A 20,837-nucleotide genomic window follows, 5' to 3' on the forward strand; every position below is an offset into this window, starting at 1 on the left:
ATTAACTCTGCCTGTTTGCCCTGATGTCTATGAGGGCAGTCACTGTGCCGCCGCTTCCGCCATGACTGTTCTGCAAGATGTACTCGTGCTTCATTCGCGCAAATGACAAACGCACCTGTTCGTGGCAGCACTGACCGCCTCCAATCGGTTCAACAAAAGAGACGATTACGTCGTACATCGTGATTTTCGCGTACTCGTGAGGGATACCGCCGGCTCTTCGCACCGTGAGTTTCGCTTCGGGGATGCGCTCTCCAGAGAAGCAGTATCTGGCCAAATTCGGACTCGCACGGCCCATCAGATGAGTAAATTCAAGATCGGAAACGGTGGCTTTTGGAACACGTCCGCTTGAACCCGCGAGCATCCCCGCCGGCTGTGCAACTTGCCAGCGCCATCCGATTACATCGATCTCGTTGAGATGAGCCGCATCCTGCGATTCGCCATCGATACCGTCGATCCTGATAAAGATGTCCTGTGCCATCGTTGGATTTCCTTCCTGTTAGTCGCTTGCTGAGAACTTTTGACGAAGCTAACAGGCGTAGGATGTGGCACGACTCGGATTCGTCCGAAAAATGCGCAGGAGCCGGCCCGGACAGATCGCGGCGACCGTGGCGCAGCTCACGTAAACAGTGAAGCACAATGTCGACAATGCGCCCGGCCGCGACGGCTGTAGCCTCGACCCGGCTCACCCCGCCTCCACCACGAAGCCGTGCTGCCGCAACAGCTGCAGCACGCCCTTCGGTCCACCCAGATGGAGCGCGCCGATCGCGACGAACAGCGGCTTGTTCGGCGCGGCGAGCTGCAGCATCTTCGCGACGAAGCGGCGATTGCGCTCATAGACGATGCGGTTGTCGATCGAATCGGAGATGCGCGGATCGCGCGCGAGCTTCTCCGATTTGGCGGTCTGCCACGCGGCGATCGCATCGGCATCGCCGACCTGCCATAGCCGATGCAGCGTGCGCACGTCCTGGACGTTCTGCGCCGGCGTCTGCACCAGGTCCTGCGCGAGCATCTCACGCTGCTGCGCGGCCGACAGTCCGGTGAACGAACGCATCTGCTGCGCGAGCGTTTCGAGTCCGACGATCTTGCCGCGCGTCTTCAGATACACGTTCTGCAATTGCGCTTCGGTACCGTACTCAGTTTGCAGACCCGCTGACAGCGAGTCGTAGGTCTCGACCACCAGCGACGCAAGCCACGGCCGCATCTTCTTGATCGCATCGAGCGCGGCCGGGTTGCCGCGCAGCCGCAGCGCGAGCTTGTGCCACAACGGCTCGGGCAGCAGGCCCGGCAGGCAGTCGTGCTTGCACACGCCGTACCTGGAGACGTCGTCCTGCGACACCAGCAGTTCGTCGGGCGACAGTTCGAGCGCGAGTGTCGGCGACGCGGCGAGCGCCGCGAGGATCGGCGCGCGGAACGGCTGCGCCGCCGGATAGTCGGCCGGATCGCCGACGTGCAGCGTGCCGAGCACATAGATGGTGATATTGCCGCGTGTCGCGACATAGAACGGCATGCGCGCCGGTTGCTGACGCACCGGTCCGCTCGCGGTGGTGCCAGGGACCGGGGGCGGCGCAATCGACGGCGGTGGCGTGGTTGGCACATTAACCGCCGGTCGGGCCGCCTGGGCCGCGGGGGCTGGCGTGTTGGCCGCCGCGCCGGCTGCGTCAGCGATGCCGGGCACGGCCGCGCCGACCGACAGCGCGCAGCCTACGCGCAAAAAAGCGGACAGCGACGCGGGAAGAAATATGGAGAACAATGCGCGCGCGAGCGCATCGACAAACGCGCAGAAAAATGTGCGAAAAAACTCGCTGACGAAGCTTCCAGCAAATGCGCCGCAGGGCGCGGCGCCTCCCGGCGCACGCGCCCCGCGGCGCCGCGCGAAGGCGGCTATCCCGCCGCCCTCACACAAGCGGCGCGCAAGACGACGCGCCGCCACCACATCAGGCATCCACGTCCCCCACCTCTTCGGCGCGGTGACACGAGACGAGGCGCCCATCCACTTCACGCAGCTTCGGCACCTCGCTGCGGCAGCGGTCGATCACGTACGGACAGCGCTGATGGAACGTGCAGCCCGACGGCGGATTCAGCGGCGATGGCATTTCGCCTTGCAGCTTGATCTTGATCGTGCGGTCCGCCTCGAAGATCGACGGGGTCGCCGACATCAGCGCGCGCGTGTACGGATGGCGCGGCTTCGAGAAGATGCGCTTCTTGTCGCCGAGCTCGGCGACGCCGCCGAAGTACATGACCATCACGTCGTCGGCGATATGCTCGACCACCGACAGGTTGTGCGAGATGAACACGTAGCTCGTCTTGAACTCATCCTGCAGGTCCATGAACAGGTTCAGGATCTGTGCCTGGATCGACACGTCGAGCGCGGACACCGGTTCGTCGGCGACCACGATTTGCGGATCGAGGATCATCGCGCGCGCGATCGCGACCCGCTGACGCTGGCCGCCGGAGAACATGTGCGGATAGCGCTTCGCGTGCTCGGGCCGCAAGCCGACCGTGCGCATCATCTGCGCGATGCGCTCGGCGCGCTCGGTCGCGCTCATCTGCGTGTTGATCGCGAGCGGCTCGCCGAGCGTCTGCTCGACGGTCTTGCGCGGATTGAGCGACGCAAACGGGTTCTGGAACACCATCTGCACGCGCCGCCTGAGCGCCGCAATCTTCTCGTGATTCGCCCCGGCCACGTCTTCGCCATCGATCAGCAGGCGGCCCGCGCTCGGCGTTTCGATCATCGTCAGCTGACGCGCGAGCGTCGACTTGCCGCAGCCGGACTCGCCGACTACCGCCAGCGTCTTGCCGCGTTCGAGCGCGAAGGACACGCCGTTCAGCGCCTTCACCGTGCCGTGCGCGAACATGCCGCGTTTGACTGTGTAGTAGCGCGCGAGCTGGTCGGCGACGAGTACGTGATCGCCAGGACGATCCGGCTGACGACGGATTTCGGGTGCTGCGCTCATCGGGCGCCTCCTTGCGTGTGAACGTTGGCGTCCTTCTCGAGGTTCAGCGGCTTGATGCAGCGCACGCGCGTGAAATCGGCGTGGGCGGGCAGCGCAGCGAGCGCGGGCCGCGCCTTCATGCAGTCGTCGACCACGTATTTGCAGCGCGGCGCGAACAGGCAGCCCTTGGGCCGGTCGTCGCGGCCCGGCACCATGCCCGGCAGCGCCGCGAGCCGCACCGCGCCCACGTTGTGCTCGGGAATCGCGGCCAGCAGCGCTTCCGTGTACGGATGATGAGGCGCGGCGAAGATGTCGGGCACCTTGTTCGTCTCGATCACCTCGCCCGCATACATCACGGCGACGCGCTGCGCGACCTCGGACACCACGGCCAGATCGTGCGAAATCAGCACGAGCGCCATGCCGCGTTCCTTCTGCAGGCGCATCAGCAGTTCCATGATCTGCGCCTGGATCGTCACGTCGAGCGCGGTGGTCGGCTCGTCGGCGATCAGCAGCTTCGGGTTGCAGGCGATCGCCATCGCGATCATCACGCGCTGGTTCATGCCGCCCGACATCTGATGCGGAAACGCGCCGATGCGGTTCTTCGAATCGGGAATGCCGACCTGATCGAGCAGTTCGAGCGCGCGCTTGTCGAGCGCGCTGCCGCGCAAGCCTTCGTGCAGCTTCAGCACTTCCTTGATCTGATAGCCGACCGTGTAGCTCGGGTTCAGGCTCGTCAGCGCGTCCTGGAACACCATCGCGATGTCCTTGCCGATGATCTTGCGGCGTTCCTTCGCGGAGGCGTTCAGCAGGTTCTTGCCGTCGAACGTGATTTCGTCGGCGGTGACCTTGCCGGGCGCGTCGATCAGGCCCATCAACGCCATCATCGTCACGCTCTTGCCCGAGCCCGATTCGCCGACCACGCCGAGCACTTCGCCCGGCGCGACGTCCAGATTGATGCGGTCGACCGCGGGCAAGCCGCCGAAGTTGACCGCGAGATTGCGGATGGTCAGTAGATTGCTCATGTTCAGGCCATCCGTTTCAGTTTGGGGTCGAGCGCGTCGCGCAGCCCGTCGCCGAGCAGGTTGATCGCAAGCACCGAGATCAGGATGGACAGGCCAGGCATCGTGACGATCCACCATGCGCTGTCGATGTAATCGCGCGCCGACGCAAGCATCGCGCCCCACTCCGCCGACGGCGGCTGCACGCCGAGGCCGAGAAAGCCGAGCGCGGCGGCATCGAGAATCGCCGACGAAAAGCCGAGAGTGGCCTGCACGATCAGCGGCGCGGTGCAGTTCGGCAGCACCTGCGAGAACATCAGCCGCAACGTGCTCGCACCCGCGACCCGCGAAGCGGTCACATACTCCTTCTGCAATTCGCCTTGCGCGGACGCGCGCGTCAGACGCACATAGCCCGGCAGCGCGACGATCGCGATCGCGAGCATCGTGTTGACGAGACCCGGACCGATGATCGCGACCACCGCGACCGCGAGCAGCAGCGACGGCAGCGCGAGCAGCACGTCCATGATGCGCATGATCGGCGTGTCGGCCCATTTCTCGAAGAACGCGGCGATGAGGCCGAGCACGATGCCCGGAATCAGCGCGAGCACGACCGACACGAAGCCGATCCAGAACGACAGCCGCGCGCCGTACATCAGACGCGAGAGGATGTCGCGGCCCGCTTCGTCGGTGCCGAGAATGAACTTCCAGTTGCCACCGTCGAGCCACGCGGGTGGAATCTTCACGGAGTCGCGATACTGCTCGATCGGGCTGTGCGGCGCGATCAGCGGCGCGAAGATCGCGATGAAGATCAGCACCAGCACGATGATGCCCGCGCCGACCGCGCCGCGGTTGCGCGAGAAGTTCGCCCAGAATTCGCGCGCCGCGATGGCGCGGCCGCTCGGTGGGGTGACCGCTTGGGGGACGGTGTTTTGAATGTCAGCCATGGTCGTGATTACCTCGTATGGCGAATGCGCGGGTTGAGCACGCCGTACAACAGATCGACGACGAGGTTCACGACGATCACCAGCGTCGCGATCAGCAGGATACCGCCCTGCACGACCGGATAATCGCGCCGGCCGATCGCATCGATCAGCCACTTGCCGATGCCCGGCCATGAAAACAGCGTTTCGGTCAGCACCGCGCCGGCAAGCAGTGTGCCGACCTGCAAACCGATCACCGTAACGACCGGAATCAGCGCATTGCGCAGCGCATGCACGACGATCACGCGTCCCGGCGACAGCCCCTTCGCACGCGCGGTGCGGATGTAGTCCTCGCGCAGCACTTCGAGCATCGACGAGCGCGTCATGCGCGCGACCACCGCGAGCGGAATCGTGCCGAGCACGATCGCGGGCAGGATCAGATGGCTCAACGCGGACTTGAACGCGCCTTCGTCGGTGGACATCAGCGAGTCGATCAGCATGAAGCCGGTCACGTGCGGAATGTCGTATTCGACTGCGATGCGGCCCGACACCGGCGTCAAGCCGAGCTTGACCGAGAACACCATGATGAGGATCAAGCCCCACCAGAAGATCGGCATCGAGTAGCCGGTCAGCGCGGTGCCCATCACGCCGTGATCGACCACCGTGCCGCGCCTCAGTGCCGCGAACACGCCCGCCGGCAGGCCGACGATCAGCGCGAACAGCATTGCGCAGATCGACAGTTCGACGGTGGCGGGAAAGCGTGCGAGGAATTCGCCCATCACGCTGGTGTTGGTGATGATCGAAGTGCCGAGGTTGCCGTGCAACGCACGGACGATGTAGTGGAAGTACTGGATCGGCAAGGGCTCGTCGAGCCCGAGGCGGTGCATCGCGGCCGCATGCATGGCCGGATCGACGCCGCGCTCGCCCATCATCACTTCGATGGGGTCGCCCGGGATCAGGTGAATCAGCGCGAACGCAAGGATCGTGATGCCGATGAACGTCGGTATCACCATGCCGATGCGGCGCAAAACGAAGCGGAACATAGCTCGCTCCTATAGTACTGGTGATGAAAAAACGCAACCGGCGACGAGGGCTCGTGACCCCGGTCGCCGGACCATTTCGACCAGTTTTCTAACCGTGCGAAAGCGTACTCTACTGCGGCGTACTGTGCGAACTTTACGAATTACTTGATGCTGACGCCGTCGAAGCGCGCATAGCCGAGCGGTTCGATGCGCATGCCGACCACCTTCTTGCTGACCGGCTGATAGACGGTCGAGTGCGCGATCGGCGAGAACGGCAGTTGCTGCGCGAAGATGTGCTGAGCGTCGCCGTAGATCTTCGTGCGCGTTGCCACGTCCGCAGTCGTGCGGCCCTTCTGGATCAGATCGTCGAACGGCTTGTAGCACCACTTCGAGAAGTTGTTGCCGTTGATCGCCTCGCAGCCGAGCAGCGTGCCGAGCCAGTTGTCCGGATCGCCGTTGTCGCCGGTCCAGCCGATCAGCATCGAGTCGTGTTCGCCCGCGTGCGCGCGCTTGATGTACTCACCCCATTCGTACGTGACGATCTTCGCCTTCACGCCGATCTTCGCCCAGTCCGCCTGGATCATTTCCGCCATCAGACGAGCGTTCGGGTTGTACGCGCGCTGCACCGGCATCGCCCACAGCGTGATGTCGAAGCCGTTCGGGTAGCCGGCCTTCGCCAGCAGATCCTTCGCCTTGGCCGAATCGTACGATGCTGCCGGCAGATTCTTGACGAACGACCATTGGGTCGGCGGCATCGGGTTCGTCGCGAGCTGGCCCGCGCCCTGGTAGACCGAGTCGATGATCGCCTTCTTGTTGATCGCCATGTCGAGCGCCTGACGCACTTCGAGCTTGTCGACCGGCTTGTGCGTCACGTTGTACGCGAGGTAGCCGAGGTTGAAGCCGGGCTGCGACGGCATGTCGATGTTCGGCTCGGCTTTCAGCGGCGCGATGTCGGCCGGACGCGGATAGCTCATCACCTGGCATTCGTCGCGCTTGATCTTCTGCACGCGCACGCCGGCGTCCGGCGTGATCGAGAAGATCAGCTTCGAGATCTTCACCGCGTTCGGCTTCCAGTATTCGGGATTGCCGTCGAAGCGGATCGTCGCGTCCTTCGTGTAGCTGCGGAAGATGAACGGACCGGTGCCGACCGGGAACTGATTGATATCGGCGGCCTTGCCTGCCTTGAGCAGCTGATCCGCATATTCGGCCGACAGGATCGACGCGTATTCCATCGCCAGATTCTGGATGAACGGCGCGTTGACTTCCTTCAGCGTGAACTTGACCGTGTACGGGTCGACTTTCTCGACGCTCGTGATCAGCTTGTCGAGGCCCATGTCGGTGAAGTACGGGAACTGCACCGGATACGCCTTGCGGAACGGCTGGTTCGGGTCGAGCATGCGCTGGAACGAGAACACCACGTCGTCCGCGTTGAATTCGCGCGTCGGCTTGAAGAACGAGGTGGTCTGGAACTTCACGCCATGACGCAGATGGAACGTGTAGGTCTTGCCATCGGGCGACACGTCCCACTTCTCGGCGAGGCCGGGTTCGACCTTGGTGCCGCCGCGCTCGAATTCAACGAGGCGGTTATAGACGGTGAACGTGTTGGCCGTGAAGTCGACGCCCGTCGTGTATTGGGCCGGATCGAAACCCGCGGGACTGCCTTCCGAGCAGTAGACGAGGGTTTTGTTCGGAATCCCAGTGGCCTGCGCGCTCGTGACGCCAAGCAGGGATGCCGCTGCGGCTGCGACGAGCGTAGACACCCGCGCGACGCGCAACAGATTGTTTTGCTTCATGTTTCCTCCAAGTTCGGGGCCGGCTTGCGCCGGCGTAGCGGGATATTACTTGAGCTTGGGCCGGCCACCAAGCGGAGCAAAATCCCTCTGTTGACGATAGGAAACACTTCATGCAAACGTTTTGCCGCGGTACTGTCGCGGGCCGGACGGCCCGTTCGAGCCGCCCGGCGACGAAAGCGGCGCAAAAAGCGCGCCGCGTCCGCTTACTTCACCCCGACCTCCAGGAATTGCGTCGGTCCGAACGGATCGATCTTGAAGCCCGTCACGTTCTTGCTGATCGGCTGATACACGGTCGAATGCGCGATCGGCGTGAACGGCACCTGGTCCTTGAAGATTTCCTGAGCCTGGGTGTAGGCCTTCAGCCGATCGGGCATCTTGGTGGTGCTGCGGCCCTGCTTGATCAGATCGTCGTAAGGTTTGTAGCACCACTTCGAGAAGTTGCTGCCGTTGACCGCGTCGCAGCCGAGCAACACGCCGAGCCAGTTGTCGGGGTCGCCGTAGTCACCGGTCCAGCCGATCAGCATCGCCTGATGCTCGCCAGCGTGCGCGCGGCGGATGTACTCGCCCCACTCGTACGTGGCGATATTCACCTTGACGCCGATCTTCGCCCAGTCCGACTGCAGCATTTCGGCCATCAGGCGCGCGTTCGGGTTATACGGGCGCTGCACCGGCATCGCCCACAGCGTCAGCTCGAAGCCGTCGGGGAAGCCCGCCTCCTTCAGCAGCGCTTTCGCCTTGTCGACGTCGTACGGCGCGTCCTTCAGGCTTTTGTCGTAGCCCCATTGCGTCGGCGGCATCGGGTTGGTCGCGAGCTGGCCCGCCCCCTGGTAGACCGCCTCGATGATCGCCTTCTTGTTGACCGACATGTCGAGCGCGCGGCGCACGAGCACGTTGTCGAGCGGCTTTTTGGTGGTGTTGTACGCGATATAGCCGAGGTTGAAGCCCACTTCGCTCGGCATTGCCAACGACGCATCGGCCTTCACGGTCGCGATGTCGGCCGGCCGCGGATACGACATCACCTGGCATTCGCCCCGCTTCAGCTTTTGCAGGCGCACGGCCGGATCGACGGTGATCGCGAAGATCAGCTTGCCGACCTTCGCGACGCCCGGCTTCCAGTAGTCGGGATTGCCGTCGAAGCGGATCGTGTCATCCTTCGTATAACTGCGGAAGATGAACGGACCGGTGCCGACCGGGTACTGGTTGATATCCGACGCCTTGCCCGCCTTCAGCAGCTGATCCGTGTATTCAGCCGACAGGATCGAGGCGAACGGCATCGCGATCTGCTGCAGGAACGGCGCGTCGACTTCCTTCAACGTGAAGCGCACCGTGTACGGATCGACCTTCTCGATCTTGGCGATGTTCTTCGCGAGACCGAGATCGTTGAAGTACGGGAAATTGACCGGATACGCCTTGCGGAACGGATTCTCGGGATCGAGCATGCGCTCGTAGGTGAACACGACGTCGTCCGCGTTGAATTCGCGGGTCGGCTTGAAATACGACGTGGTCTGGAATTTGACGCCGCGGCGCAGATGGAACGTATAGGTGAGGCCGTCGGCCGACACGTCCCATTTTTCGGCGAGTCCCGGCTCGATGTCCGTGCTGCCATGCGCAAACTCGACGAGCCGGTTGTAGACCGTGTACGAGCCGGCGCTGAACTCGACACTGGTCGTGTATTGCGCGGTATCGAAGCCCGCCGGGCTGCCTTCGGAGCAGAAAATCAGCGTCTTGTCGGGCAGCGTGGCCGCCTGCGACGCGGCGGGCGCGAGGCCGCTGGTGGCGACCGCGAGCGCGGCGAGAGCCGGCAGGCAGAACTGGTGAAGCGCGAACAGCCGGTGTGCCGCAGTCATTCTTGTCACTGTCATATCGTCCTCCGCACAGCAGCCGGGGTAGCTGCTTTTCGATGATAGACAGCCCAAAAATGAGCTTCAACAGGGACTTACCACGCTATTTGGGACAAATTCGAGACCCACGCCAGCCTGACGGGGACCGCGCGGCCGTTGCAGCCGCGCGGGCATGGCCGTTACACGGCGAGCCGTTCGCAGATCGCCTTGGTCGACGTGGCCGCGTTCAGCGTATAGAAGTGCAGGCCGGGCACCTTCGCGTCGACGAGCCGTTGACACAGATCCGTCACCACGTCGAGCCCGAACGCGCGGATCGACTCGCGGTCGTCGCCGAAGCTCTCGAGCCGGCGCGCGATCCAGCGCGGCACTTCGGCGCCGCACATTTCGGAGAAGCGCATCAGCTGCGAGAAGTTCGTGATCGGCATGATGCCGGGCACGATCGGCACGTCGACGCCGAGCTGGCGCGCATCGTCGACGAAACGGAAGTATGCGTCCGCGTTGAAGAAGTACTGCGTGATCGCCGAGTTCGCGCCAGCCTTCACCTTGCGCGCGAAATTCTCCAGATCGTGACGCGGCGAGCGCGACTGCGGATGGTATTCCGGGTAGCCCGCCACCTCGATCCAGAACCAGTCCCCGAACTCGGCGCGGATGAAGCTGACGAGCTCCGACGCATAGCGCAGCTCGCCGACCGCGCCCATGCCCGAGGGCAGGTCGCCGCGCAGCGCGACGATATGGCGGATGCCGTGCGCGCGGTACTCGTTAAGAATCGCGCGCAGGCTTTCCTTCGACGAGCCGATGCACGACAGGTGCGGCGCCGCCTCGAGCCCTTCCTTCGTCATGTCGATGACGGTATCGAGCGTGCCTTGCTGGGTCGAGCCGCCGGCGCCGAACGTGACGGACACGAACTTCGGCTTGAGCGACACGAGTTGCGCGCGGGTCGCGCGCAGTTTGTCGATGCCTTCCTGCGTCTTCGGCGGGAAGAATTCGAATGAGAGTTCGATCGGATTCATAGTGAATAAGGTCAACCGAGACTGCGGTTGCCGAAAATGAGCGCGGACAGCAGCCACGACACGATGCTGTACAGGATCGAGCCGAAGAACGCCGACCAGAAGCCCGACACCTCGAAGCCCTTCAACAGCGACGAGGCCAGCCAGAAGCACAGCGCATTGACGACCAGAATGAAGAGTCCTAGCGTGAGGATCGTGACGGGCAGCGTCAGCAGGATCAGTACCGGCCGAATCACCGCATTGATGAGACCGAGCACGATAGCGACGATCAGCGCGGTGCCGAAGCTACGGATGTGGATCGACGGAACGATGTAGGTGATGATCAGCAGCGCGAGCGCGTTGATGAGCCAGGTCAGCAGCACGGTCATGTTAGAACTCCTTGTAAGCACCTGTGCGGGGAAGATGTCCAGCAAATGAAAAGCGGCGCTGTCGAACAAAGCGGCGCATTGCGCGCCGCCCCGAGATCAGACCGTCAAACTTTTCACCGCCGTCCGCTTGGCCCGGCGCGCAAAGCGCGCCTCGAACCCGCGGGCGGCCGCCTACTTAGTAGCGATAGTGGTTCGGCTTGAACGGACCGTTCTTGTCGACGCCGATGTAGCCGGCCTGCGCGTCGGACAGCACGGTCAGGTTCGCGCCGATACGCGCCAGATGCAGACGCGCGACCTTCTCGTCCAGGTGCTTCGGCAGCACGTACACCTTGTTCTCGTACTTCGCGCCCTGCGTGAACAGTTCGATCTGCGCGAGCGTCTGGTTCGTGAACGAGTTCGACATCACGAACGACGGGTGGCCCGTCGCGCAGCCGAGGTTCACGAGACGGCCTTCGGCGAGCAGGATCACGCGCTTGCCGTCCGGGAAAATGATGTGGTCGACTTGCGGCTTGATGTTTTCCCACTGGTACTGACGGGTCGACGCGACGTCGATTTCCGAATCGAAGTGGCCGATGTTGCAGACGATCGCGTTATGACGCATCGCCTTCATGTGATCGTGGTTGATCACGTGATAGTTGCCGGTTGCGGTCACGAAGATGTCGGCTTTATCCGCCGCGTATTCCATCGTCACGACGCGGTAGCCTTCCATCGCCGCTTGCAGTGCGCAGATCGGATCGATTTCGGTGACCCACACGGTCGCGCCCAGACCGCGCAGCGATTGCGCGCAGCCCTTGCCCACGTCGCCGTAGCCCGCCACGACCGCGATCTTGCCGGCGATCATCACGTCGGTCGCGCGCTTGATGCCGTCGACCAGCGACTCGCGGCAGCCGTACAGGTTGTCGAACTTCGACTTCGTGACCGAGTCGTTGACGTTGATGGCCGGGAACGGCAGACGGCCTTCCTTTTCCATCTGGTACAGGCGGTGCACGCCGGTGGTGGTTTCTTCGGTGACGCCCTTGATTGCCGCGAGGCGCTTCGAGTACCACGTCGGGTCGACCTCGAGGTGCGCGGCGATCGACTTGTACAGCGCGACTTCTTCCTCGTTGGTCGGCTTGGCGATCACCGAGCGGTCCTTCTCGGCCTTCGAGCCGAGGATCAGCAGCAGCGTTGCGTCGCCGCCGTCGTCGAGGATCATGTTGGCGAACTCGCCGTTCGGCCATTCGAAGATGCGGTGCGAGAACTCCCAGTATTCGTCGAGCGACTCGCCCTTGAACGCGAACACCGGCGTGCCGGCCTGCGCGATCGCGGCGGCGGCATGGTCCTGGGTCGAGAAGATGTTGCACGAGGCCCAGCGCACGTCCGCGCCGAGCGCGGTCAGCGTCTCGATCAGCACGCCGGTCTGGATCGTCATGTGCAGCGAGCCGGCGACGCGCGCGCCCTTCAGCGGCTGCTGCGCCTTGTACTCTTCACGCGTCTGCATGAGGCCCGGCATTTCGGTCTCGGCGATCGTGAGTTCCTTGCGGCCCCACGCGGCGAGCGACATGTCTGCAACGACGTAATCCTGCTTTTGGGAATCGATGACTGCGGCGTTCATCACGCCCTCCTTTCTAAGAAATTGACTAGAAATGTGACGTGAGCGCGGTTTGAGGCAACGCACGGATTCGCGTGATGCGCATTCCATGCTGCCGATTGAAGCCTTCGAGCCTGGCGGGCGGCCGGCGAATGTGGATTCGCGGTACCCGTCGCAACGCTCCTCGAAGACGAACGGCGATTGTAGCAAATCGAGATGACTTCGGCTCGCGCGGGATGGTGGGCGCGCCGCTTCAGATCGGCAGCAGGCCCAGCATCGGCGCGAGCAGCACCATCGCGACGCCGGCGATCATCATCGTCAGGCTGGACACGACGCCCTCCTCGCTGCCGATCTCGCGTGCCTTCGCGGTGCCGACGCCATGCGCGGCCGCACCGAACAGCGCGCCGCGCGCGAGCCGCGTGCGCAGCGGCATGAACGCGAGCACGAGTTCGCCGAACAGCATGCCGCAGACGCCCGTCGCGATCACGAACAGCGCGCTCAGATCCTTCGGCGCGTGAATCCTGTCTGATACGGCGAGCGCGAACGGCGTCGACACCGAGCGCGTCATCAGGCTGCGCTGCAATTCCGGCGACAGATGCAGCAGCTTCGCGAGCACCAGCGAGCCGCCGACGCCGACCAGAATGCCCACCGTCACGCCGACGGACAGCGAGATCCAGTGACGCTTCAGCAATGCGCGGTACTCGTAGATCGGCACGGCGAACGCGACCGTCGCGGGGCCGAGCAGCCACATCAGCCAGCGCGTGTCCTCGAAGTACAGCGAATAGGGAATGTGCGCGAGCGCGACGATCGCGACGAGCGCGGCCGGCACGGTCAGCATCGGCGTGAGCCATGGCGAGCGCACGCGCGCATACAACGCCTTCGACGCGAAATACAGCGCGATCGTCAGCGCGAGGCAGCCTGCCGCGATCAGGCGCGAGGCGTCGTCGGCCAGCAGCGAAGCGAAAATGTGCGGGCTCATCGGCACTCGCGCGACAGACTGCCTGCCTCGCGCGCAACCCGCACGCGGCGCAGCGCGAAACGCCGTTCGACGCGCGCGGCCTGATCGACGGCGAACGCCACCGCGACCATCACCATCAGCGTGCCGGCGATCACGACCAGCGCAAGACGCCAGCCGTCCGCGCGGAACAGGCCGCCGTATTGCACGGCGGCGACCGCGGCCGGTATAAAGAACAGCAGCATGTCGGACAGCAGCCAGTCCGCGCCGGCCTTGACCCAGCGCGGCGCGACGCCGCCGCAAAACAGCAGCGCGAGCAGCACGACGAGGCCGAGCACGCCGCCCGGCACCGGCAGATGAAGCCGTCGCACGATGAAATCGGCGCCGATCCACAGCGCGGCGATCGCGGCGCTTTGCACGGCGATGCGTGCGACCCGGCCGATGCCATCCGCGCGGCCGCTCGAACCGCCATCGGCGGGAGGGGCGGAACGGACGAAAACTGGCGTGGACATGGCATTCCTTGGCTGACTCGGAAGGCACTCAGTATGCAGCGCGCCGCGCCATAAACAAAATGACTTACAATCATCGAAACCATTCCAAACTGGAATTCTGGAGGCCACGATCATGGAACTCCGCGCGCTGCGCTATTTCGTCGAAGTGGTCCGTCAGCAGAGCTTCACGGTCGCCGCCGAGCAGATGTTCGTCACGCAGCCGACCATCAGCAAGATGGTCAAGTCGCTGGAAGATGAAATCGGCTCGCCGCTGCTGCTGCGCGACGGCCGTCAGATGGTGCTGACCGACGTCGGCCGGATCGTCTATCAGCGCGGCCAGGACGTGCTCGCCGCGCACGCGCAACTGCAGGCCGAGCTGAACGATCTCGACACGCTCGGGCGCGGCGAACTCGCCATCGGCATCCCGCCGATGGGCGGTGAGCTCTTCACGCCCGCAATCGCCGCATTCCGCCAGCGCTATCCGAAGATCGAACTGAAGCTGTTCGAGCAGGGCTCGCGCGCGATCGAAGCCGCGCTGATCAACGGCGAGCTGGAACTCGGCGGGGTGCTGCAGCCGGTCGATCCCGACAACATCGACGTGCTGCCGATGTCGCGCCAGTTGCTGTGGCTCGTCGCGCGCAGCGGCTCGCGCTGGGACGCGTCGAACGAGGTGCCGCTCGCGCAGCTCGCCACCGAGCCGTTCGTGTTTTACGGCGAGAGCCTCGCGTTGAACGACGTCGTGCTGAACGCGTGCCGCGCGGCGGGATTTGCGCCGGCGATCGTCGGGCGCAGCGGGCATTGGGACTTCATGGCGGCACTGGTGCTGGCCGGCGTCGGCATCGCGCTGCTGCCCGCGCCCTATTGCCGGCGGCTCGATCCCGCGCAGTTCACCTGCCGCCCGGTCGTCGAACCGGAGATACCGTGGGAAATGGCAATCGGCTGGCGCCGCAACGGCTATCTGTCGCACGCGGCGCGCGCATGGCTCGACGTCGCGCGCGAAACACTGCCGACGCACGTCAGCGACGATTTCATGCTCGGACCGGGAATCGGCTTCAACGGAATCGCGGCGCCGGACGAAGCTTAGCTACCCGCGCATGAATGAAGCGCGGCGGGCGGTTGCACTGCGCCGCCGCGTTTCTCGAACTCGTCGTCAGCGGCGATCAAGCCGCCTGCGCCGACAGCCCAGCTCCTTGTCGCCGGCTTGCCGCGATCAACTCCGCCGCCCGTTCGCCGATCATGACCGTCGGCGAGTTGGTGTTGCCGCCGATCAGGGTCGGCATCACCGACGCATCGACGATCCTCAACCCCGTCACGCCGCGCACGCGCAATTGCGGATCGACGACCGAGCGCGCGTCGCCGCCCATCCGGCAGGTGGCGACCGGGTGATAGATCGTGTCCGCGCGCTCGGCGATCGTCTGGCGCAGTTCAGCGTCCGATTGCCCCGGCCGCGTGTACAACTCCTTGCCGCCGTGCAGCGCGAGCGACGGCGCGTCGAGAATGCGCCGCGCGATCTTCGCGCCCTCGACGAGCAGATCGAGATCGCGCGCATCGCTCAGAAAGCGCGGATCGATCAGCGGCGCGACACGCGCATCGGCGCTCGCGAGCGTCACGGTGCCGCGGCTATGCGGACGCAGCACACACACGTGCAGCGAATAACCGTGGCCCCAGTGCATATGGCGGTTGTGATCGTCGACGATCGCCGCGCAGAAATGCAATTGCAGATCGGGCCGCTCGAGTGTCGGCCGGGTCTTCAGAAACCCGCCCGCCTCGGCGACGTTGCTCGACAGCATGCCGCGCCCGTGCCGCATGAACGTGACGAATTGCGGCAGCATCCGCGCGATGCCGCGCACCGAGAAACCGACCGGCTCGATCGACCTCACCCGCTTGTTGATCGTGAAATCGATGTGATCGGTCAGGTTCTGGCCGACTTCGGGTGCGTCGTGCAGCACGTCGATGCCGAGCGAGCGCAACTGCGCGGCCGGCCCGATGCCCGAGCACATCAGTAGTTGCGGCGAGTTGAACGCGCCCGCGGCGAGCACGACCTCGGCGCGCGCGGCGAGCGTTTCGATCCGGCCGGCGCGCGCGATCTCGACGCCGCTCGCGCGCTTGCCGTCGAACACGACGCGCAGCACGGTTGCATCGGCGATCGTGTGCAGGTTCGCGCGCGGCCGGTCGTAGATATACGCGCGCGCGACGCTGCAGCGTCGCCCGTCGCCCGTCGCGTTGCGTGACCTGATAGAAGCCGATGCCTTCCTGGTCCGCGCCGTTGAAATCGTCGTTCGCCTTGTAGCCCGCTTCGAGCGCGGCCTGCACGAAGCGCTTTGAAAACGGATTCTTGAAGCGCAGATCCGACACCGTCAGCGGACCGGCCTCGCCATGCCATGCATCGGCGCCGCGCTGGTTGTCTTCGGCGCGGCGGAAATACGGCAGCACCTCGGCCCACGACCAGCCGTCGCAGCCGAGCCGCGCCCACTCGTCGTAATCGAGCGGATGGCCGCGCGTGTAGATCATCGCGTTGATCGCGCTCGATCCGCCGAAACCGCGTCCACGCGGCTGATAGCCCTGTCGACCGGCGAGCCCCGGCTGCGGCGTGCTCAGGTAGCCGTAGTTGGTCTTCAGCCGGTTCGGCACCACGGCCGCGACGCCGACCGGCATGTTCACCAGCAGATTGCGCCCGGTATGCGGACCGGCTTCGACCAGCGCGATGGTCGCGTCGGGACAGCTATCCGCGAGACGGCTTGCGAGCGTGCAGCCACCCGAGCCCGCACCGACGATGATGTAGTCGTATTGCATGCGCTCCTCCTGATGGGCCGCGTTGCTCGCGGACCCTGTCCCGTGCACACTTGTCTACGTGTGTTTTCTGCGCATTGTAGGGAGCGTTTTGGGGCCGCGGCGGCTTACTGACAGAACGATTCCTCTAAACGCCGGCGGCATCGCGCCCCTATGATGCAAGTCGCGCACGCCGCCGTCTGTGGGCCGTGCGCGGCTTTCAAACATGGCGCGACGCGCGCCTTCTCCCCGCATGCAACATCACGCGCCGCGCTCGAACAGATGCGTCGAGACGCATCGCGGATGCCGTCGGCAAAGCGGCGCACAATAGCGAAAACGCGGAGACAGCAGATGGAACGGCACGGCTTCGGACAGACTCACGAGGTGACGAATCAGGCGCCTGCGCTCGCGGACTACAACCTGTTCGCGAGTGACGCCGCCTTAAGCGCGGCCGTCGATCGCGACGGCGCGAGCTGGCATCGCGAGGCGCTGCTGCGACACGGCGCGGCGCTGACGACGCCCGAGACGCTCGCGCTCGCCGAGCTCGCCAACCGCCATACGCCGGAGCTGGTCACGCATAGTCCGCGCGGCGAGCGCATCGACGCGCTCGAGTTTCATCCCGCATGGCACGAACTGCTCGCGCTGCTGCGTCGCGAAGGGCTGCACGCGCTGCCGTTTTCCGATCCGCGAAGTGGCGCGATGGCCGCGCGCTGCGCTGGCTACTTCATGCATGCGCAGATCGAATCCGGCTCGCTGTGTCCACTAACGATGACCTTCGCGAGCATTCCGGTATTGCAGCGCGAGCCCGCGCTGTTCAAGACACTGCGCGAGCAGTTGTACACGCGCGAGCACGATCCGCGCGACGTGCCGCTCACGCAGAAGCGCTCGATGATGATCGGCATGGGCATGACCGAGAAACAGGGCGGCTCCGACGTGCGCAGCAACCAGACGCGAGCGCATGCGCTCGACGGTGCCGGCGGGCGCGGCGGCGCCTACGGGCTCATCGGTCATAAGTGGTTTTTCTCGGCGCCGCAATGCGACGCGCATCTGGTGCTCGCGCGCACCGACACGCACGAGGGACTGTCGTGCTTTTTCGTGCCGCGCTTCGCGCCGGACGGCAGCAAGAACGCGGTGCAGATCCAGCGTCTGAAGGACAAGCTCGGCAACCGCTCCAACGCAAGCAGCGAAGTCGAATTTCTCGACGCGTACGGCGTGATGATCGGCGACGAAGGACGCGGCGTGCCGACCATCATCGAAATGGCGAACTACACGCGGCTCGACTGCGTGATCGGCAGCGCCGCGCTGATGCGCGCCGCGCTCGTGCAGGCGATCCATCATGCGCGGCATCGCAGCGCGTTCGGCCGGCACCTCGCCGAGCAGCCGCTGATGCGCAACGTGCTCGCCGATCTCGCGCTCGAATCGGAAGCGGCGACGGTGCTGTTCATGCGTCTCGCGCGCGCGTTCGAGCAATCCGCCGACGCGTCGTCGGCTTCATTGGCCGAACGCGCATGGCGGCGCATCGTTACGCCGGCCGCGAAGTACTGGGTCTGCAAGCGCGCGCTCGAATTCACCGGCGAGGCGATGGAAGTGTGGGGCGGCAACGGCTACGTCGAAACCGGGCCGATGGCGCGCTTCTATCGCGAGGCGCCGGTCAACTCGATCTGGGAAGGCTCGGGCAACGTGATGTGCCTCGACGTGCTGCGCGCGATGGAACGCGAGCCGCAAGCCGCGCAAGCGCTGTTCGCCGCCTGGCAGGACGTCGCGCGCGCGCATCCAGCATTGGGCGCGGCGCTCGCGCGGCTCGCCGCGACGCTGAACGGGCCAGCCGAACAGCGCGAGGCATCGGCACGACGTATCGCGCAGCAGATCGTGCTGATCGCGCAGGCCACGCTGCTCGCGCAGCACGCGCCCGCGGCGGTCGCCGACGCATTCATCGCAACGCGTGTCGCCGACGGCTGCGGCGAAAGCGGCCGCGTGTACGGCACGCTGCCGGCCACGTTCGATCACGCGGCGATCATCGAGCGCGCCTTTCCCGCTTAGGCGCGGCGGGGCACGCTAACTGCGGGCGCTCCGCTCGCAATACCGACGCAAGCTCAAACCAATAAGCGCGCTCGACGCGCATCGTCATCCATCAGGGAGTGGACTCACATGAAGAATGATCTGTCGGGGGTCGCCGCGCTCGAAGCGCTGCTGCGCGATCAGCGTCACGCGTACCTGCGCGCGCCGTATCCGTCGTGGGACACGCGCGCGACGCATCTGCGCGCGCTGCGCAAGCTGATGCTCGACAATCGCGACGCGCTCGCCGATGCGATGCACGCGGACTTCGGCAATCGAGCGAAAGAAGAAGTGCTGCTCGCCGAATTCCTGCTCGTGAAGGAAGAGATCGACGCAGCGCTGCGTCACGGCAAGCGCTGGATGAAAGCGCAGCGCCGCCGCACCAACAAGTGGCTGCTGCCGGCGCGCGCGAAGGTGGTGCCGCAGCCGCTCGGCGTGGTCGGCATCATCGTGCCGTGGAATTATCCGGTGTTGCTCGCGGTCGGGCCGTTGATCAGCGCGCTGACGGCCGGCAATCGCGCGATCATCAAGATGTCCGAGCTGACGCCGCGTACCTCGGCGCTATTCGAGTTGCTGATCGGCCAGACCTTCGCGCGCAATCACGTCGCGGTCGTCAACGGCGACGCGGCGCTCGCGGCCGCGTTCAGCGCGCAGCCGTTCGATCATCTGCTGTTCACCGGCTCGACCAAGGTCGGTCACGAAGTGATGCGCGCGGCGGCCGAGCATCTGACGCCGGTCACGCTCGAACTCGGCGGCAAGTCGCCGGCGCTGATCGGCGCGCATGCGCGTTTCGACAACGCGGTCGACAACCTGATCGCCGGCAAGACGCTGAACGCTGGGCAGACCTGTATCGCGCCCGACTATGTGCTGGTGCCGCGCGGCAAGGAGCAGGCGTTCATCGAACGGGCGCGCGTGCGAATGGCGAGGATGTACCCGGACTTCGCGCAGAACCCGGACTACACGTCGATCATTTCGGCGCGGCACTTCGAGCGGCTCGAACGTCTCGCCGACGAAGCGCGGGCTGCGGGCGCGCAGTTGCACGCGCTGACCGACGCGACGCCCGATGCCGCGAGCCGGCGCTTTCCGCTGATTGCCGTGACTGGCGCGCCGAACGAATGCGCGCTGATGCAGGAGGAGATTTTTGGGCCGCTGTTGCCGCTCGTGCCGTATGACACGCTTGATGACGCGATCGCGTGGATCAATGCGCGGCCGCGGCCGCTGGCGCTTTATCTCTATGCCGACGATGCGCGGACTGTTGAGCGTGTCACGCTCGAAACTATTGCCGGTGGAATGGCGGTTAATGAGACGTTGATGCAGCTTGCGTGTGAGAGTTTGCCGTTCGGCGGGGTTGGGGCGAGTGGGATGGGGGCGTACCACGGGTATGAGGGGTTCGTTACTTTTTCGAAGATGAAGCCTGTGCTCACTCAGGCGCGCTTGAATGCGCGTGGGTTGATCTCGCCGCCGTATGGGAGACGCGTGAACGCGTTGTTGAAGTTGATGATGAGGTTTTGATTTTTCATCTTGGGCGGTGAGGCCTTTCTTTGGCTTTGTTCTTTGCGGGGTTGGCCTTTCCTTGCTTTCTTGTCGGTCTATTAGCGTTGCCCCTGTGCGGGGCGGCACCTACTTTCTTTGCTGCTGCAAAGAAAGTAGGCAAAGAAGACAGCTTTAAACCGCTAGCTCTTAAGCGGGTCCCTCGGTCCGCATGAGGTAGTGGTGCGTATCCGTGGTCATATCGTGCGCGATTATCCCGCGCTGGCCAATGATCCGACCTTGCGCGACCGGCTTAATGCTGCCTTTACGCAAACAAAGATGCTCCGCTTTACACATGACGGGCCGATAGTCGATTTCCTGTATGCGGAAGCAACGACGCCGGGGTTTTACTGGATTCCGGAGGTCATGGCATGGCTGCACAAACCCGGCGTTCGGCAAGAAAAGAGCAACACAAGAACAAAAACAAAAAAGAGCCCCGCCCTGCAAAAGGGCAATCCGGGAGTGTCTGAATTTTTGTGTGCAAGGCGTCTGAACATTTCAGGCGTGGCAGGCGATCAATTTCATTCTAGCTGTTGGGTCGTGTGAAGCGATCCTCGTAGAGGATCGCGAACTGCCGCATGGCGG

18 protein-coding genes, 1 pseudogene and 1 riboswitch are annotated in these 20,837 nt (G+C 64.5%); of the genes and pseudogenes, 4 read left to right on the top strand and 15 right to left on the bottom strand.

All coding sequences use genetic code 11. From position 1 onward, the window contains the following. Position 1: 1 nt before the first annotated feature. The 13 genes from ACLFKU_RS34835 to ACLFKU_RS34895 form a co-directional block, all read right to left on the bottom strand. The gene (locus ACLFKU_RS34835) at positions 2–478 is read right to left on the bottom strand and encodes an Hcp family type VI secretion system effector (protein ID WP_410852173.1); all 477 of its coding nucleotides are present in this window, start codon (positions 476–478) and stop codon (positions 2–4) included. A 204-nt stretch (positions 479–682) separates the two neighbouring features. Then, a complete protein-coding gene (locus ACLFKU_RS34840) occupies positions 683–1,942 on the bottom strand; it encodes a TraB/GumN family protein (RefSeq protein WP_410852174.1) in 1,260 nt (419 codons plus the stop codon). Beyond that, a complete protein-coding gene (locus ACLFKU_RS34845; protein WP_368586354.1) occupies positions 1,935–2,954 on the bottom strand; it encodes a peptide ABC transporter ATP-binding protein in 1,020 nt (339 codons plus the stop codon). Before ACLFKU_RS34845 ends, ACLFKU_RS34840 begins: the two co-directional genes overlap by 8 nt. Next, positions 2,951–3,955, bottom strand: a complete 1,005-nt coding sequence (locus ACLFKU_RS34850; RefSeq protein ID WP_410852175.1) for an ABC transporter ATP-binding protein — start codon at positions 3,953–3,955, stop codon at positions 2,951–2,953. The genes ACLFKU_RS34845 and ACLFKU_RS34850 overlap by 4 nt, the downstream gene beginning before the upstream one ends. 2 nt (positions 3,956–3,957) lie before the next feature. Further along, on the bottom strand, positions 3,958–4,875 hold the full coding sequence (locus ACLFKU_RS34855; RefSeq protein ID WP_176124541.1) for an ABC transporter permease subunit: 918 nt from the start codon (positions 4,873–4,875) through the stop codon (positions 3,958–3,960). Positions 4,876–4,883: 8 nt separating this feature from the next. Beyond that, positions 4,884–5,894 carry an ABC transporter permease subunit gene (locus ACLFKU_RS34860; protein ID WP_013090824.1) on the bottom strand — a complete coding sequence of 337 codons (1,011 nt, stop codon included), beginning with the start codon at positions 5,892–5,894 and terminating at the stop codon, positions 4,884–4,886. A 140-nt stretch (positions 5,895–6,034) separates the two neighbouring features. Beyond that, on the bottom strand, positions 6,035–7,666 hold the full coding sequence (locus ACLFKU_RS34865) for an ABC transporter substrate-binding protein (RefSeq protein ID WP_410852176.1): 1,632 nt from the start codon (positions 7,664–7,666) through the stop codon (positions 6,035–6,037). A 203-nt stretch (positions 7,667–7,869) separates the two neighbouring features. Next, a complete protein-coding gene (locus ACLFKU_RS34870) occupies positions 7,870–9,513 on the bottom strand; it encodes an ABC transporter substrate-binding protein (protein ID WP_410852182.1) in 1,644 nt (547 codons plus the stop codon). A 173-nt stretch (positions 9,514–9,686) separates the two neighbouring features. Beyond that, positions 9,687–10,517: a methylenetetrahydrofolate reductase [NAD(P)H] gene (gene metF / locus ACLFKU_RS34875; RefSeq protein ID WP_176124636.1), complete on the bottom strand. Its 831-nt coding sequence runs from the start codon at positions 10,515–10,517 to the stop codon at positions 9,687–9,689. Positions 10,518–10,528: 11 nt separating this feature from the next. Continuing rightward, the gene (locus ACLFKU_RS34880; RefSeq protein WP_018432546.1) at positions 10,529–10,882 is read right to left on the bottom strand and encodes a phage holin family protein; all 354 of its coding nucleotides are present in this window, start codon (positions 10,880–10,882) and stop codon (positions 10,529–10,531) included. A 175-nt stretch (positions 10,883–11,057) separates the two neighbouring features. Next, a complete protein-coding gene (ahcY, locus tag ACLFKU_RS34885; protein WP_368586350.1) occupies positions 11,058–12,476 on the bottom strand; it encodes an adenosylhomocysteinase in 1,419 nt (472 codons plus the stop codon). Between the two features lie 33 nt (positions 12,477–12,509). After that, positions 12,510–12,644: riboswitch (S-adenosyl-L-homocysteine riboswitch) on the bottom strand. Positions 12,645–12,705: 61 nt separating this feature from the next. Next, positions 12,706–13,431: an LrgB family protein gene (locus ACLFKU_RS34890; protein WP_410852177.1), complete on the bottom strand. Its 726-nt coding sequence runs from the start codon at positions 13,429–13,431 to the stop codon at positions 12,706–12,708. Beyond that, positions 13,428–13,919: a CidA/LrgA family protein gene (locus ACLFKU_RS34895; RefSeq protein WP_410852178.1), complete on the bottom strand. Its 492-nt coding sequence runs from the start codon at positions 13,917–13,919 to the stop codon at positions 13,428–13,430. Before ACLFKU_RS34895 ends, ACLFKU_RS34890 begins: the two co-directional genes overlap by 4 nt. A gap of 112 nt (positions 13,920–14,031) precedes the next feature. On the opposite strand from ACLFKU_RS34895, the gene ACLFKU_RS34900 reads away from it, so the two are divergent. Then, positions 14,032–14,982: a LysR substrate-binding domain-containing protein gene (locus ACLFKU_RS34900; protein WP_410852179.1), complete on the top strand. Its 951-nt coding sequence runs from the start codon at positions 14,032–14,034 to the stop codon at positions 14,980–14,982. Positions 14,983–15,058: 76 nt separating this feature from the next. Here ACLFKU_RS34900 and ACLFKU_RS34905 read toward each other — a convergent pair whose 3' ends face one another. Next, the gene (locus ACLFKU_RS34905) at positions 15,059–15,730 is read right to left on the bottom strand and encodes a GMC family oxidoreductase (protein ID WP_410852183.1); all 672 of its coding nucleotides are present in this window, start codon (positions 15,728–15,730) and stop codon (positions 15,059–15,061) included. A gap of 129 nt (positions 15,731–15,859) precedes the next feature. After that, positions 15,860–16,691: pseudogene (locus ACLFKU_RS34910) on the bottom strand (GMC family oxidoreductase); the annotation flags it as partial. Positions 16,692–17,018: 327 nt separating this feature from the next. On the opposite strand from ACLFKU_RS34910, the gene ACLFKU_RS34915 reads away from it, so the two are divergent. The 3 genes from ACLFKU_RS34915 to ACLFKU_RS34925 all read left to right on the top strand — a co-directional run bounded on the left by ACLFKU_RS34915 (position 17,019) and on the right by ACLFKU_RS34925 (position 20,798). Then, on the top strand, positions 17,019–18,707 hold the full coding sequence (locus ACLFKU_RS34915) for an isovaleryl-CoA dehydrogenase (protein ID WP_410852180.1): 1,689 nt from the start codon (positions 17,019–17,021) through the stop codon (positions 18,705–18,707). Between the two features lie 108 nt (positions 18,708–18,815). Further along, a complete protein-coding gene (locus ACLFKU_RS34920; protein ID WP_368624190.1) occupies positions 18,816–20,234 on the top strand; it encodes a coniferyl aldehyde dehydrogenase in 1,419 nt (472 codons plus the stop codon). A 201-nt stretch (positions 20,235–20,435) separates the two neighbouring features. Continuing rightward, positions 20,436–20,798, top strand: a complete 363-nt coding sequence (locus ACLFKU_RS34925; RefSeq protein ID WP_410852181.1) for a hypothetical protein — start codon at positions 20,436–20,438, stop codon at positions 20,796–20,798. Positions 20,799–20,837: the final 39 nt, after the last annotated feature.

Origin of the sequence: Paraburkholderia sp. EG304 (genome assembly GCF_046543485.1) — a bacterium.
Taxonomy (GTDB): Bacteria; Pseudomonadota; Gammaproteobacteria; order Burkholderiales; family Burkholderiaceae; genus Paraburkholderia; species Paraburkholderia youngii.